This is a genomic window from Streptomyces sp. NPDC020884, from assembly GCF_044333935.1.
In the GTDB taxonomy this organism is placed as follows: Bacteria; Actinomycetota; Actinomycetes; order Streptomycetales; family Streptomycetaceae; genus Streptomyces.
The window spans coordinates 180118-193748 of record NZ_JBIRRY010000008.1 but is presented as its reverse complement, the minus strand read 5'-3'; the positions used below and the strand labels follow the sequence as shown (position 1 = coordinate 193748).

Below are 13631 nucleotides of genomic sequence, written 5' to 3'. Positions count from 1 at the left end.
TGTACAGCCGCCTCCCCTTCGTCACGCGGCGGGGAGGCGGCCGCATATCCGCACCTTTGCCTTTGAGGAGCACGCAGTGAGCAGCAACAACGGTGACGTCCGGCTCTGGGGCGCGCGTTTCGCCGACGGACCGGCCGAGGCGCTGGCCAAGCTGTCGGCCTCCGTCCACTTCGACTGGCGGCTCGCGCCGTACGACATCGCCGGCTCCCGTGCCCACGCCCGTGTGCTCAACAAGGCGGGCCTGCTCAGCGAGGACGAGCTGACCCGGATGCTCGCCGGGCTCGACCAGCTCGAAGCCGACGTCGCCGACGGCTCCTTCACCGGCACGATCGCGGACGAGGACGTCCACACGGCCCTGGAGCGCGGGCTGCTGGAGCGCCTCGGCCCCGACCTCGGCGGCAAGCTGCGGGCCGGCCGGTCGCGCAACGACCAGATCGCCACGCTCTTCCGGATGTACCTGCGCGACCACGCCCGGATCGTCGGCGGCCTGATCGCCGACCTCCAGAGCGCGCTGGTCGGCCTCGCCGAGGCCCACCAGGACGTCGCGATGCCGGGCCGCACCCACCTCCAGCACGCCCAGCCCGTCCTCTTCGCCCACCATGTGCTCGCCCATGTGCAGTCCCTCTCCCGGGACGCCGAGCGGCTGCGCCAGTGGGACGAGCGCACGGCCGTCTCCCCGTACGGCTCCGGGGCGCTCGCCGGATCCTCGCTGGGGCTGGACCCGGAGGCGGTCGCCGCCGACCTCGGCTTCGAGCACGGGTCGGTCGCCAACTCCATCGACGGCACCGCCTCGCGGGACTTCGTCGCGGAGTTCGCCTTCATCACCGCGATGATCGGCGTCAACCTCTCCCGGATCGCGGAGGAGGTCATCATCTGGAACACGAAGGAGTTCTCCTTCGTCACCCTGCACGACGCCTTCTCCACCGGCTCCTCGATCATGCCGCAGAAGAAGAACCCGGACATCGCCGAGCTGGCCCGGGGCAAGTCCGGCCGCCTCATCGGCAATCTGACCGGCCTGCTCGCCACGCTCAAGGCGCTCCCGCTCGCGTACAACCGGGACCTCCAGGAGGACAAGGAGCCGGTGTTCGACTCCTGCGACCAGCTGGAGGTCCTGCTGCCCGCCTTCACCGGCATGATGGCCACCCTCACCGTCAACCGCGAGCGCATGGAGGAACTGGCCCCGGCCGGCTTCTCGCTCGCCACCGACATCGCGGAGTGGCTCGTCAAGCAGGGCGTCCCCTTCCGGGTGGCGCACGAGGTGGCCGGCGCCTGCGTCAAGGAGTGCGAGCGGCACGGCATCGAGCTCGACCAGCTCACCGACGAGCAGTTCGCCACGATCTCCGAGCACCTCACCCCGGAGGTCCGCACGGTGCTCAACGTGCGGGGCGCCCTCGCCTCCCGGAACGGCCGGGGCGGAACGGCCCCCGCTGCCGTCGCCGTCCAGCTCGGCGAGGTGAAGGACGACCTGGCCGCCCAGCACGCCTGGGCGACCGCCCGCCGGTAGCCGTACCGTGCGACGGCCGTACGGTGTCGTCGCAGGCGTACGAAGGGTGTCGCGGACTACGTTCACCGGGGTAGGAGTATCCGAAACCCGACCCGAGGAGACCGCGATGCCCTTCGCCGCCCTGGCCGCCGCGACGACCCCGACCGCCCACATCGGGCTCGGCCTTGCCGCCGTCGGGAGGCCCGGCTACATCAATCTCCACCGAGACCGGGACCTGCCCGCCGACCGGGACGCCGACGCCCTGCGCGCCCGCACCCACGAGCTGCTGGACGCCGCCTACGCCCAGGGCGTCCGGTATGTCGACACGGCCCGCTCCTACGGCCGTGCCGAGGAGTTCCTCGCCGCATGGCTGGACGCCCGACCCTCGTTCACCGACCTCGTCGTCGGCAGCAAGTGGGGCTACACCTACACCGCCGACTGGAGCGTCACGGCCGAGGCCCACGAGGTCAAGGACCACGGCCTCGCCACCTTCGAGCGCCAGTACGCCGAGACCCGGGCCCTGATCGGCGACCGGCTCAGCCTCTACCAGGTCCACTCGGTCACCCCGGACAGCCCGGCGCTCACCGACAAGGAACTGCTCGGACGCCTCGCCGCCCTGGCCGCCGACGGCGTCACCGTCGGGCTCTCCACCAGCGGGCCCGCCCAGGCCGACGCGATCCGGGCCGCCCTCGCCGTCACGGTCGACGGAGAGCCCCTCTTCCGTACGGTCCAGGCCACCTACAACGCCCTGGAGACCTCGGCCGCGCCCGCGCTCGCCGAGGCCCACGACGCCGGGCTCACCGTGATCGTCAAGGAGGGCATGGCCAACGGACGGCTCGCCGGGGACGAGGCCCCCGCCGTGTTCCAGGAGCTAGCCGCCGACGCGGGCGTGGGCGGCGACGCGGTCGCCCTCGCGCTGGTCCTCCACCAGCCCTGGGCGGGCGTCGTGCTCTCCGGCGCCGCGACGGTGGGCCAGCTCTCCGGAAATCTGCACGCCGCCGTCGTCGACCTGGACGACGAGCAGCGGGCCCGCCTCGACGCCCTGGTCGAGGAGCCCGAGGCCTATTGGCGGCACCGCGCCGGCCTGCCCTGGCACTGAGCCCCGCCCCCGCCCCCGCCCCGGCCCGGCCCTAGGAGCTCGTCAGAATGACGAGCTCCCGGGTCGCCCGGGTCATCGCGACATAGCGGTCCACCGCCCCCTCGACGCCGTCGCCGAAGCTCTCCGGGTCGACGAGGACGACCAGGTCGAACTCCAGGCCCTTCGACAGCTCCGGAGTCAGCGACCGCACCCGGGGCGTCCCCCGGAAGGCGGGGGCGCCGATGACGCAGGCGACGCCGTCGTCGTGCGCGGCGAGCCAGCCGGCCAGGACGGCGTCCAGGTCCCCGGCGGAACCACGGACGACGGGGATGCCGCTGCCGCGGACGGAGGTCGGCACGTTGGCGTCCGGGAGCACGGCCCGGACGACGGGCTCCGCCTCCGCCATGATCTCCTCCGGCGTCCGGTAGTTGATGGTCAGAGAGGCCAGGGTGATCCGGTCCAGCCCGACCCGCTCCAGCCGCTCCTGCCACGACTCGGTGAACCCGTGCCGGGCCTGCGCACGGTCCCCGACGATAGTGAAGCTCCGGGACGGGCACCGCCGGATCAGCATCTGCCACTGGGCGTCGGTCAGTTCCTGGGCCTCGTCGACGACGATGTGCGCGAAGGGCCCGGCCGTCAGGTCGGGTTCCTCGCCGGTCGGCCGGTCGGCGGTGGCCAGCGACTCCCGCAGGTCCTCGCCGCGCAGCATCACCAGCGCGCCCTCGCCGTCCGCGTCGGCGTCGACCAGGGTCTCGTCGGCGAGCAGACTGTCGACGACCCGGTCCATCTGCTCCCGCTCGGCGGCGGCCGCGGCCTCGTGGCGGCGCTTGCGCCGGGACGCCTCCGGGTCGCCGAGCCGCTGCCGGGCCGCGTCCAGGATCGGCAGGTCCGACACGGTCCAGGGCTGGCCGTCCGTACGCTGCAACCGCCGGATCTCCTCGGGGGTCAGCCAGGGAGCGCATCTGCGCAGATAGGCGGGTACGGACCAGAGGTCGCCGACGAGGTCCGCCGCGTCGACCAGCGGCCAGGCGCGGTCGAAGAGGGCGAACAGCTCCCGGTTCTGCCGCAACGAGCGGCGCAGCTGCTCCTCCGGGGCGTCGCCGTCGTGCTTGTCGACCAGGAGCGTGAGCAGCTCCTCCCAGATCTGGTCGCGCGCCTCGTTGTGCGCGGCGCCCGGGTCCGCCGCCCCGAACGCGGCGGCCCAGTCGGCGGCGCTCAGCCAGATGTCGGACCAGTGCGTCTCCACCCGCACCCCCTTGGCGGGCGGCTCCTCGTAGAACCGGACGGCCGGCTCGACCGCCTGCACCAGGTCCGCCGAGGCCTTCAGGCGCGCCACCGCCGGGTCGGCCTCCACGACTGCCCCGGCCCCCTCGGCGACCAGGTCCCGCAGGGTGCACGTCTGGACGCCCTCCTCGCCGAGGCTGGGCAGGACATCGGCGACGTACCCCAGGTAGGGCTCGTGCGGCCCGACGAACAGCACACCGCCCCGGCGGTGGCCCAGACGCGGGTCGGAGTACAGGAGATAGGCGGAGCGGTGCAGCGCGACGACGGTCTTCCCGGTGCCGGGTCCGCCGTCGACGACGAGGGCGCCCCGGGAGCCCGCCCGGATGATGGCGTCCTGGTCGGCCTGGATGGTGCCCAGCACATCGCGCATCCGGGCCGACCGGTTGCCGCCCAGACTGGCGATGAACGCGGACTGGTCGTCCAGCGCGGCATGCCCGGCGAACCCTTCCGGGGTGAACACCTCGTCCCAGTAGTCGTTGATCCGGCCGCCGGTCCAGCGGTAGCGGCGGCGGCTCGCCAGGCCCATCGGGTCGGCATGGGTGGCGCCGAAGAACGGCTCGGCCGCGGGGGAGCGCCAGTCGAGCAGCAGCCGGCGGCCGGTGCTGTCGGTCAGGCCGAGCCGTCCCACGTACAGCGGCCCGGAGCCGTCCGCGGCGACCATGTGCCCGAGGCACAGGTCCAGGCCGAACCGGCGCAGGGCGCGCAGCCGGGCGGTCAGCCGGTGGATCTCCACGTCCCGGTCCATCGCCTGCCGGCTCGCCCCGCCGGGGGCCCTGCGCTCGGCCGCGAGCCGGTCGGTCAGCTCGGCGATCGACTGTTCCAGGCAGTGGGCGATGGCCGCGAAGTGCTCCTCGTCATCGGCGATCAGCGCCGGGTCGGCCTTGGGGGAGAGGCGCTCGGGGAGGTCGAACGCGCTGGTGGTCAGGGGTTTCACGGCGTGGGTTCCGATCTGCGTGTGTACGTGCGGGAGGCGGCGTTTCCCCGGTGTGGAGCGGGGCGGTGCGGGGCTTGGCGGGGCTGAGGTGAAGGGAGGCGGGGCGGTCAGGCGACGGGGGCGCCGAACCATCGCGGCAACGCGTCCAGCAGTCCCGCCTGCTCCTGACCGGCCCACGCGACGTGGCCGTCCGGCCGCAGCAGTACGGCGGGGACGTCGAGCTCGTCGGCGACGTCGACGACATGGTCGACCCGGTCCGCCCAGCCCGCCACGGACAGCCCGCCGGTGGCGTCGAGCAGCAGCCCGCGGCCGTCGTGCGTGAGGTCGTAGAGACGGCCCCCCTTCAGCGTCAGATCCCGCAGGCGCCGGCCCAGCAGCGCGTGGCCCTCGCCGAAGTCGTAGCGGACGTCGACCGCGGTGATCATCCCGGTCACGTACGCGTTGACCTCCTCGAACTCCATCAGCCGGGAGAGCAGCTCCCGCAGCGCGACCGCGCCCGGAGCGGTGCCCAGCAGCGTGATCTGCGCGCGGGTGTTGTCCAGGACGCGCGCGCCCACCGGGTGCCGCTCGGTGTGGTAGCTGTCCAACAGCCCTTCCGGCGCCCAGCCGTTGACCGTCGCGGCCAGCTTCCAGCCGAGGTTGAACGCGTCCTGCACCCCGAGGTTGAGCCCCTGCCCGCCGGTCGGCGGGTGGATGTGCGCCGCGTCCCCGGCCAGCAGGACCCGGCCGACCCGATAGCGCTCGGCCTGCCGGGTGGCGTCGCCGAACCGGGACAGCCGGCGGGGCGAGTGGGCGCCGAAGTCGGTGCCCGCGACGGCCCGCAGCCGCTGTTGGAACTCCTCCAGGGTCGGCGCGGCCGTCCGGTCCTCAGCCACCCCCTCGGCGGGCACGACCACGCGGAACGTCCCGTCCCCGTTGGGGATGGCGCCGAAGCGCAGCTGTGTCCTGCGGACCTCCTCGACGACGGCGGCGACGGTCGCCGGGTCCTCGGTCAGCTCCAGGTCGCCGAGCATCGTCTCGACTGTGGAGGGCTGCCCGGCGAATTCGACGCCGAGCTGCTTGCGCACCGTGCTGCGGCCGCCGTCGCACCCGACGACGTACCGCGAGCGCAGGCGTGTGCCGTCCGTCAGCTCGACGCTCACGCCCGCCGCGTCCCCGTTCCCGTCCTCGGACTGGCTCAGCGCGGCCACCTCGCAGCCAGGCCGGATCTCCGCGCCCAGCTCGACGGCGCGTTCGCGCAGCAGCCGCTCGGTGACCGGCTGCGGCGTGGAAAGGCCGTACGGATGTGCGGTGTCCAGCCGGTCCGGCCACGGTTTCCGAATGCCGCCGAAGAAGCCGCCCACCTGGAATTTCTCGCTGACCGCCAGGAACCGGTCCAGCAGCCCGCGCTGGTCCATCACCTCGACGCTGCGCACATGCAGGCCGCGCCCCCGGGTCTCCCCGGTCGGCTCCGTCAGTTTCTCCAGCACGACCGTGTGCACGCCGGCGAGCCGCAGTTCAGCGGCGAGCATCAGCCCGGTCGGCCCGCCGCCGACGACGATTACGTCGATCATCACCATTCCACCTTCGTCGACGTCGAATGCGCCGGAATCGAGGAAACCGACTTCCTGGATTCCGGCTTCGGCGGACGATTCTGCGGCATATGGGGGGCCTTGCCGCAAGGCCCCCCATGAGCTATAAGTTAAGAGTGGCAAGGAGTGGTTTTTCCTCCTGCCGCTTCTTTTTTCTCTTCCTTTCCCCTCGCACTCCCTTCCGGCGGCCGTGAAGCCCGGGGCGGAGCTCTGTCCGTGAGACCGTAGACCCCCCGATGAGACGAAGTTGTCTCATGCGGGTTATGGTCGTCTCATGACTCTCGACCGTGAGCAGGTACTGCGCAGCGCCGCCGCCCTGCTGACCCACAAATCGACCGCCACCATGGACGAGGTCGCCAAGGCGGCGGGCATCGGCCGGGCCACCCTCCACCGCCACTTCGCCGGGCGCGACGCCCTGGTGAGGGCGCTGGAGAATCTCGGCATCCAGGAGTTCGAGGCGGCCCTGGACGCCGCCCGGCTGGAGGAAGGCACCTCCGAGGAGGGGCTGCGCCGCCTCATGGCGGCCGTCGAGCCGAGCGCCGGACTGCTGTCCTTCCTCGTCAACGAGAACCAGCTCTTCGAGGGCGACGAGGTCAACGAGGGCTGGAACCGGGCCGACGCCCGGGTCTCCGCCTTCTTCCGCCGCGGCCAGGAACGCGGCGAATTCCGTATCGACCTCACCCCCGCCTGGCTGACCGAGGCCCTCTACGGGCTCGTCGGCACCGGCGCCTGGGCCGTCCAGGCCGGGCGGGTCGCCGCACAGGACTTCCAGTACATGATCGTCGAGTTGCTGCTCGGCGGAGCACGCCGGAGCGTGGAGCAATGACCAGCACCGACCGGAACCCGGACACCACCGACGCCGTACACCGCCCCGGGCGGTGGATCGCGCTCGCCGTACTCGTCCTCGCCGTGCTGCTGGTGGCCGTCGACGCCACCGTCCTCGGCCTCGCCACCCCGTTCCTCAGCGAGGACCTCGAGCCCACCGGCACCCAGCTGCTGTGGATCGGTGACGTCTACTCCTTCGTCATCGCCGGCCTGCTCGTCTCGATGGGCAGCCTCGGCGACCGTATCGGCCGTAAGAAGCTGCTGCTGGTGGGTGCCGTGGCGTTCGGCGCGGTCTCCGTGCTCAACGCGTACGCGACCACGCCCGAGATGATGATCGTGGCCCGAGCCCTGCTCGGCGTCGCGGGCGCCACGCTGATGCCCTCCACCCTCGCCCTGATCCGCAACCTCTTCCACGACCCGCGCGAGCGCAGCCTCGCCATCGGGATCTGGGGCGCCATGGCCTCGGCGGGCGCGGCGGTCGGCCCGGTCGTCGGCGGGTTCTTGCTCGAACACTTCTGGTGGGGCTCGGTCTTCCTGATCAACCTGCCGGTGATGGCCGTCCTCGTCGTCGTCGGCATCAAGCTGATCCCCGAGTCCAAGAACCCGGCCCCCGGCCCGTGGGACATGCTCAGCGTCGGGCTCTCCCTGGTCGGCATGATCGGCGTGGTGTACGCCATCAAGGAGACGGCCTCGCACGGCACGAGCTGGGAAGCCGGCGCCGCGGCCGTCCTGGGCGCCGGCGCTCTCGCCTGGTTCGTCCGCCGGCAGCTGAGGCTGCCCGCACCCCTGCTGGACATGCGGCTCTTCCACCACCGGGGCTTCTCCGGCGCGGTCCTCGCCGACCTGCTGACCATCCTCGGCCTGTCGGGTCTGGTCTTCTTCCTCTCCCAGTTCCTGCAACTGGTGCAGGGCCGGGGCCCGCTGGAGGCCGGGCTCGCCGAACTGCCCGCCGCCATCGGCGCGGTCACCGCCGGTCTGCTGGCCGGATTCGCCGCCCGCCGCTTCTCGGTCCGCTCCGTCGTCTCGGGGGGCCTGGCCGCGGTCGGGCTGGCCCTGGGCAGTGTGACCCTGCTCGACCAGCACACCGGCTATCCGCTGCTCGGCGCCATGCTGCTGGTCGTCGGCGTCGGCGCGGGCTTCGCCTTCACCGTCACCGCCGACGTGATCCTCTCCAGCGTTCCGAAGGAGCAGGCGGGCTCCGCGTCCGCCGTCTCGGAGACCGCGTACGAGCTGGGCGCGGCCCTCGGCATCGCGCTGCTCGGCTCGATCGTCACCGGGATCTACCGGGGCTTCCCGACCCCGTCCGGCATCCCCGCCGACGTCGAGTCGGCCGCCCACGAGTCACTGGGCGGGGCGGTCGAATCGGCCGCGTCGCTGCCCGCCGCCCAGGCGGGGCCGCTGGTCTCGGCAGCCCAGGAGGCGTTCGTCGACGGACTGCGGTCGGCCGCGGGCGTCGGCGCGGCGGTGCTGCTGGCGGCGGCCGTCGCCGCCTGGTTCCTGCTGCGGGGGCAGAAGCTGGAGGACGGCATCGAGCACCCGTAGGACGTGTCCGGCGGACCGTACGGAGAAGGGCCCGCACCCCTCGGCGTCAGCCAGGGGTGCGGGCCCTTCTCCGTGACCGCCGTACGGGTCAGGCGGCCTTCGCCTTCGTCGCGTACATGTCCACGTACTCCTGGCCGGACAGCCGCATCACCTCGGCCATCACCGAGTCGGTCACGGCCCGCAGCACATAGCGGTCGCGGTCCATGCCCTCGTAGCGCGAGAACTCCATCGGCTCACCGAAGCGCACCGTGACCTTGCCCGGCCGGGGCAGACCCGCGCCGCCCGGCTGCAGCTTGTCGGTGCCGATCATCGCGAAGGGGACCACCGGCGCGCCCGTCATCAGCGTCAGCCGTGCGATGCCCGTACGGCCCCGGTAGAGCCGGCCGTCGGGGGAGCGGGTGCCCTCGGGGTAGATCGCGAAGGCCTGCCCCTCCTCCAGCACCCGGCGTCCCGTCATCAGGGCCGCGACCCCGCCCCGGCCACCGTCCCGGTCCACCGGGATCATGCCGCAGCCGGTGAAGAACCAGGCCATCAGCCGGCCTTTGAGGCCCTTGCCCGTGACGTACTCGTCCTTGCCGATGTAGAACACCGGCCGGTCGCAGCAGATCGGCATGATCATCGAGTCGATGAAGGTGAGGTGGTTGCCCGCGAGGATCACCGGCCCGGTCCCCGGAATGTTCTCGGCGCCTTCCACCTGTGGGCGGAACATCAGGCGCAGAATCGGTCCGAGCACTGCCTTGATGACCGTGAGACGGGACAACGGTTCCTCCGGTGTCGTGGCCGGGCCGGCCGCGGTGGATCAGGTCCACCGGGCGGTGGCCGGTGCCGACGGATGATGGTCGGTGCAGGTGAGGACGATACTCGCGGGTATGCACTGATCGCACATCGGGTTCACGAAGCGGATACGCAGTGTTGACGCGTGTTTCCGCCATGTTGGCCGACAGTCCGTGCTCCCGTACGTCTCCCAGCCTACGATCAGGCCTCGCTCGACCGGTCCCGGACATCACCAAGCGAGGAGCTTTCATGACGGAGCGTGCGCGGACGACCCCCGGCCGGCGGACCCTTCTGGGCGCCGCGGTCCTCGGCACCGCGGCCCTGGGCCTGCCCGCCGCCGCCCAGGCCGCCGAGCGGGGCCGCGGCCACGGCGGCGGCCACGGATCGCTGCGCGATCTGCCCGTGCCGACGGTGATCGGCCACCGCGGGGCCAGCGGCTACCGCCCCGAGCACACCCTCGGCTCCTACCAGCTCGCCCTCGACCTCGGCGCGCACATCGTCGAGCAGGACCTCGTGCCGACCAAGGACGGCCATCTCGTCTGCCGCCACGAGAACGACATCACCGCCACCACCGACGTCGCCGACCACCCCGAGTTCGCCGGCCGCAAGGCCACCAAGAGCATCGACGGACTCTCCCTGACCGGCTGGTTCACCGAGGACTTCACCCTCGCCGAGCTCAAGACCCTGCGGGCCAAGGAGCGCATCCCGGGCAACCGCCCGGACAACACGCTCTACGACGGCCGCTGGACGATTCCCACCTTCGAGGAGGTCCTGCGCTGGGCGGAGAAGGAGGGCCGCAAGCGCGGCAAGCCCGTCTGGCTGTACGTGGAGACCAAGCACCCCACCTACTTCCGGGGGCTCGGGCTCGGCCTGGAGGAGCCGCTCGCCCGGCTGCTGCGCCGTCACGGCCGGGACCGCAAGAACTCCCCGCTCATCCTCCAGTCCTTCGAGCCCACCTCGGTCCAGCGCCTCGCGCGCCTCGTCGACACCCCGCGCATCGTCCTGCTGTCCGGCCCGAAGGAGCGCCCCTGGGACTTCGTGGAGTCGGGCGACCCGCGCACGGTCGCCGACCTGGTGAAGCCCGCCGGGCTGAAGTGGATGGCCTCCTTCGCCCAGGGCATCGGCCCCACCCTCGACCTGGTCATCCCCAAGGACGCCGCGGGCCGGCTCACCACCCCGACCACGCTGGTACGGGACGCGCACGCCGCGGGGCTCCTGCTGCACCCGTACACGATGCGCAACGAGAACAGCTTCCTGCCCGCCGACTTCCGGCGCGGCACCGATCCCAACGCCTACGGCGACGTGTTCGGCGCCTACGCGGCCTATCTGGCCACCGGCATCGACGGCATCTTCGCCGACCACCCGGACACGGCCCTGCTCGCCGCGGCGGACTTCGCGGGGCGCTGACACGGCGGGGACGCGTCCCGTACTCCGGGTGCGGTGGCCCGCCCCGCTCCGGCGGCCGGGCCACCGTCAGCCGCCCGCCCCGGCATGCCCCGGTCGGGTGGTGCCACGCGGCCGGGGCAACCGGCCGCCGTGACCGGCACGTCCGCCGGGACATGACGCTTTCCGATCATGACCTCGACCCGGCCGCTTCCACCGCCCTCGTCGTCCGCGCCCTGCACCCGCTGGTGCGCGCCGAGGCGAGGGCCGAGGCCCCGGCCGCCGGGGTCGACCCCGCCGACCTCGAACAGAGCGTCTGGGTGCGGCTGCTGGAGCGCCCGGTCGCGGCCGGACCGCCATCCGACGCGGCCCGCTGGGTGCGCGACACCGTACGGGCGGAGGCCCGCCGGGGCCGCCGCACCGCCCGGTGGGAACGCCCCTTCGGCGGGGTGGAACCCGTCGCCGGACCGGCCGGCTGCCCGGAGACCGCCGCCCTCGGGGCGGCCGAACGCCGGGCGCTGCGCGCCGCGATGGCCCGGCTGCCCGGACGCTGCCCCCGGCTGCTGGAGGCGCTGCTCGCCCCCACCGACCCGACCTACCGGGAAATCGCAGGGGAGTTGGGTATGTCACAGGGGAGCTTGGGCCCGATCCGTTCCCGATGCCTTGGATGTCTGCGCAGAATGCTGGCTGCGGAGGTTGTCGCTCCATCCGTGCGGGGATAGAGAGCGGTAGGCAACCGGCGGACAGGTGAGCGGGAGGCGTGCACACATGGGCATGAGCGTGACCATCTCGGCGGCGACGGCACAGGACGTCGAGCAGATATTCAGACTTCAGTACCTCTGCTTCCAGCGCGAGGCGGAGCTGTACGACAACTACCGGATCGATCCGCTCGTCCAGAGCCTCGCGTCGCTGCGCGCCGAAGTCACCGACGACCTGGTGTTCGTGGCCCGGCTCGGCGACGAGGTCGTCGGCTCGGTCCGAGGACTCACCGACCCCGACGGCACGGGTCTCATCGGCAAGCTCTGCGTCCACCCCCGGCTCCAGGGCCACGGTCTCGGGGCGCGGCTGCTTCTCGCGGCCGAGTCGGCGCTCTCCGCCGAGCGGGCCGCGACCCGCTTCCGGCTGCACAGCGGACACCGCAGCGAGAGCAATCTGCGGCTCTACCGGCGGGCCGGATACGCCCAGGTCGGAGCCGTCACCGGAGCCGACGGCGTCCGGATGGTCCTGCTGGAGAAGGACGCCGCCGACCGGGACTACGTGGCCAGCGCCTGACGGTGCGCCGCGCGCGGCGGGAACGGGTCCTCAGGGGGTGTCGGACGCTCCCCGGACCGCCACCGTCCTCGCGCGGCGCAGCCAGATCATCCCCGTGACCGGCAGGATCACCGGGATGAAGAGATAGCCCATCCCGAAGTCCGACCACACCGTCGCGTCCGGGAAGGCGGCCGGATCGGCCAGCGTCCACGCGCCGACGACCAGCACGCCCAGCAGCTCCGCCGCGCAGCACACCAGCGCCGCCCGGCGGGCCTTCTCACCGCCGCGCACGAGCGAGTACGTGATGAAGCCGTACACCAGGGCCGCGACGGCGGAGAGCCCGTACGCCAGCGGAGCCCGGTCGAAGTCGATGATCATCTGGACGATCGAGCGCGAGGCCGCGGCGACCGTGAACACCCCGTAGAACCAGACGAGGACCCGGCCGGGACCGGTGCCCAGTTCGAAGGACGGCTTGGGGGCCGCGTCGACCTCGGGGCGGTCGGTGTCGCTCACGTCAGTTTCCCCAGATGTCATAGAGCCGGACTTCGAGAACCGCCAGCACGACCGCGCCCGCCGCCACCGTGACCGAGCCCCACCGGGTCCGCTCGGTCAACGACAGGAATCCGGCCGCGGGCACGGCGGCGAACGAACCGATCAGATAGGCGATGAACACCGCCATCCCCTGCTCCGGCCGCTCCCCGCGCGCCAGCTGCACGACGCCCACCGCCAACTGGGCCAGCGCCAGCACGGAGACGACCGCCATCCCGATGAAATGCCAGTCCTTCGTCGGCTGATCCCGGTAAGCGGCATGTCCGCACCAGGCGGCGAGGGCGAGCGCGGCCACGGCGACCGCGACCGTCAGGGCGTCAAGCATGAGTCGAGGGTATTACGGGCGGAACGCCCGCTCGCGCGGGCCCCCGGACTCGACGCACCGGGCCGGAAACCGGCCGGGAGGCGATCGGCGGGCGGCCACCGCCCCGGCGGCGAAGAGGGTGGCCTTGACCACAACCGGGGGGCGAAGTTCCGCTCCCCGAACACCCGGACGCCATCGGACGAACCCCCGCGACACTCCTGTCATCGCAGGTCACAGCTGCGCTCCGGGAAGCGGTCGGCGAAACCGGAAGCAGGGCCTCCGGCCATCCAGCCCTGTCCGTTATACGGACAGCCGGGATCGTGGAGACGTCACGTCTGTTTTACTTGGGCCCATGACCACGACGAGCAGCCGCACCCTTGCGACCGAGGCGATCAGTACGCCCGGTGCTCGTTGTATGTGTCGAATGCGCGCCTTCTGAGGGCCCCCGCCTGAGCCTCGCGCCCCGAAGCGAGACCGAGCCTGCGCCGTCCGCACCCTGCGAAGACGAGCGCGCCCACGCATGAGCCGACCCACGGCCGACCGCCGCGTACAGCCATGCCGAGACCCCCGGCCCACCAGCCCGAACAGTCTCTTCAGACGAATGCCCCGTGCCCGGCGGACACCGCGCCGCGCACTCGACAGTGACGGAAACC

12 protein-coding genes are annotated in these 13631 nt (G+C 72.4%); 7 read left to right on the top strand and 5 right to left on the bottom strand.

Annotation, left to right across the window (positions count from 1 at the left end; translation table 11 throughout):
- Positions 1 to 76: 76 nt before the first annotated feature.
- Together argH and ACH4UK_RS24450 are read left to right on the top strand one after the other, a co-directional pair.
- Entirely contained in the window at positions 77 to 1504 is a 1428-nt protein-coding gene (gene argH / locus ACH4UK_RS24455) for an argininosuccinate lyase (RefSeq protein ID WP_398359534.1), read from the top strand.
- 106 nt (positions 1505 to 1610) lie between these two features.
- A complete protein-coding gene (locus ACH4UK_RS24450) occupies positions 1611 to 2582 on the top strand; it encodes an aldo/keto reductase (protein ID WP_398359532.1) in 972 nt (323 codons plus the stop codon).
- A 31-nt stretch (positions 2583 to 2613) separates the two neighbouring features.
- Here the strand turns inward: ACH4UK_RS24450 and helR are convergent, their stop codons facing one another.
- Positions 2614 to 4779 (bottom strand): RNA polymerase recycling motor ATPase HelR, encoded by a 2166-nt coding sequence (gene helR / locus ACH4UK_RS24445; RefSeq protein WP_398359531.1) that lies wholly within the window; start codon positions 4777 to 4779, stop codon positions 2614 to 2616.
- Between the two features lie 107 nt (positions 4780 to 4886).
- Positions 4887 to 6332: a rifampin monooxygenase gene (gene rox, locus ACH4UK_RS24440; protein ID WP_398359529.1), complete on the bottom strand. Its 1446-nt coding sequence runs from the start codon at positions 6330 to 6332 to the stop codon at positions 4887 to 4889.
- A 292-nt stretch (positions 6333 to 6624) separates the two neighbouring features.
- Between rox and ACH4UK_RS24435 the strand changes: the two genes are divergently transcribed.
- A complete protein-coding gene (locus tag ACH4UK_RS24435) occupies positions 6625 to 7176 on the top strand; it encodes a TetR/AcrR family transcriptional regulator (RefSeq protein ID WP_398359527.1) in 552 nt (183 codons plus the stop codon).
- Positions 7173 to 8717 (top strand): MFS transporter, encoded by a 1545-nt coding sequence (locus ACH4UK_RS24430; RefSeq protein ID WP_398359525.1) that lies wholly within the window; start codon positions 7173 to 7175, stop codon positions 8715 to 8717. The genes ACH4UK_RS24435 and ACH4UK_RS24430 overlap by 4 nt, the downstream gene beginning before the upstream one ends.
- Positions 8718 to 8805: 88 nt before the next feature.
- Here the strand turns inward: ACH4UK_RS24430 and ACH4UK_RS24425 are convergent, their stop codons facing one another.
- On the bottom strand, positions 8806 to 9477 hold the full coding sequence (locus tag ACH4UK_RS24425; protein ID WP_030088450.1) for a 1-acyl-sn-glycerol-3-phosphate acyltransferase: 672 nt from the start codon (positions 9475 to 9477) through the stop codon (positions 8806 to 8808).
- A gap of 263 nt (positions 9478 to 9740) precedes the next feature.
- On the opposite strand from ACH4UK_RS24425, the gene ACH4UK_RS24420 reads away from it, so the two are divergent.
- The 3 genes from ACH4UK_RS24420 (at position 9741) to ACH4UK_RS24410 (ending at position 12146) form a co-directional block, all read left to right on the top strand.
- The gene (locus ACH4UK_RS24420) at positions 9741 to 10898 is read left to right on the top strand and encodes a glycerophosphodiester phosphodiesterase (protein WP_398359523.1); all 1158 of its coding nucleotides are present in this window, start codon (positions 9741 to 9743) and stop codon (positions 10896 to 10898) included.
- A gap of 152 nt (positions 10899 to 11050) precedes the next feature.
- Positions 11051 to 11596 carry a sigma-70 family RNA polymerase sigma factor gene (locus tag ACH4UK_RS24415; RefSeq protein ID WP_398359521.1) on the top strand — a complete coding sequence of 182 codons (546 nt, stop codon included), beginning with the start codon at positions 11051 to 11053 and terminating at the stop codon, positions 11594 to 11596.
- Between the two features lie 46 nt (positions 11597 to 11642).
- The gene (locus tag ACH4UK_RS24410; RefSeq protein WP_398359520.1) at positions 11643 to 12146 is read left to right on the top strand and encodes a GNAT family N-acetyltransferase; all 504 of its coding nucleotides are present in this window, start codon (positions 11643 to 11645) and stop codon (positions 12144 to 12146) included.
- Positions 12147 to 12176: 30 nt separating this feature from the next.
- Here the strand turns inward: ACH4UK_RS24410 and ACH4UK_RS24405 are convergent, their stop codons facing one another.
- Complete coding sequence (locus tag ACH4UK_RS24405) at positions 12177 to 12638, bottom strand: hypothetical protein (RefSeq protein ID WP_398359518.1); 462 nt, start codon at positions 12636 to 12638, stop codon at positions 12177 to 12179.
- A 1-nt stretch (position 12639) separates the two neighbouring features.
- On the bottom strand, positions 12640 to 12999 hold the full coding sequence (locus ACH4UK_RS24400; RefSeq protein WP_164613410.1) for a hypothetical protein: 360 nt from the start codon (positions 12997 to 12999) through the stop codon (positions 12640 to 12642).
- Positions 13000 to 13631 lie beyond the last annotated feature (632 nt).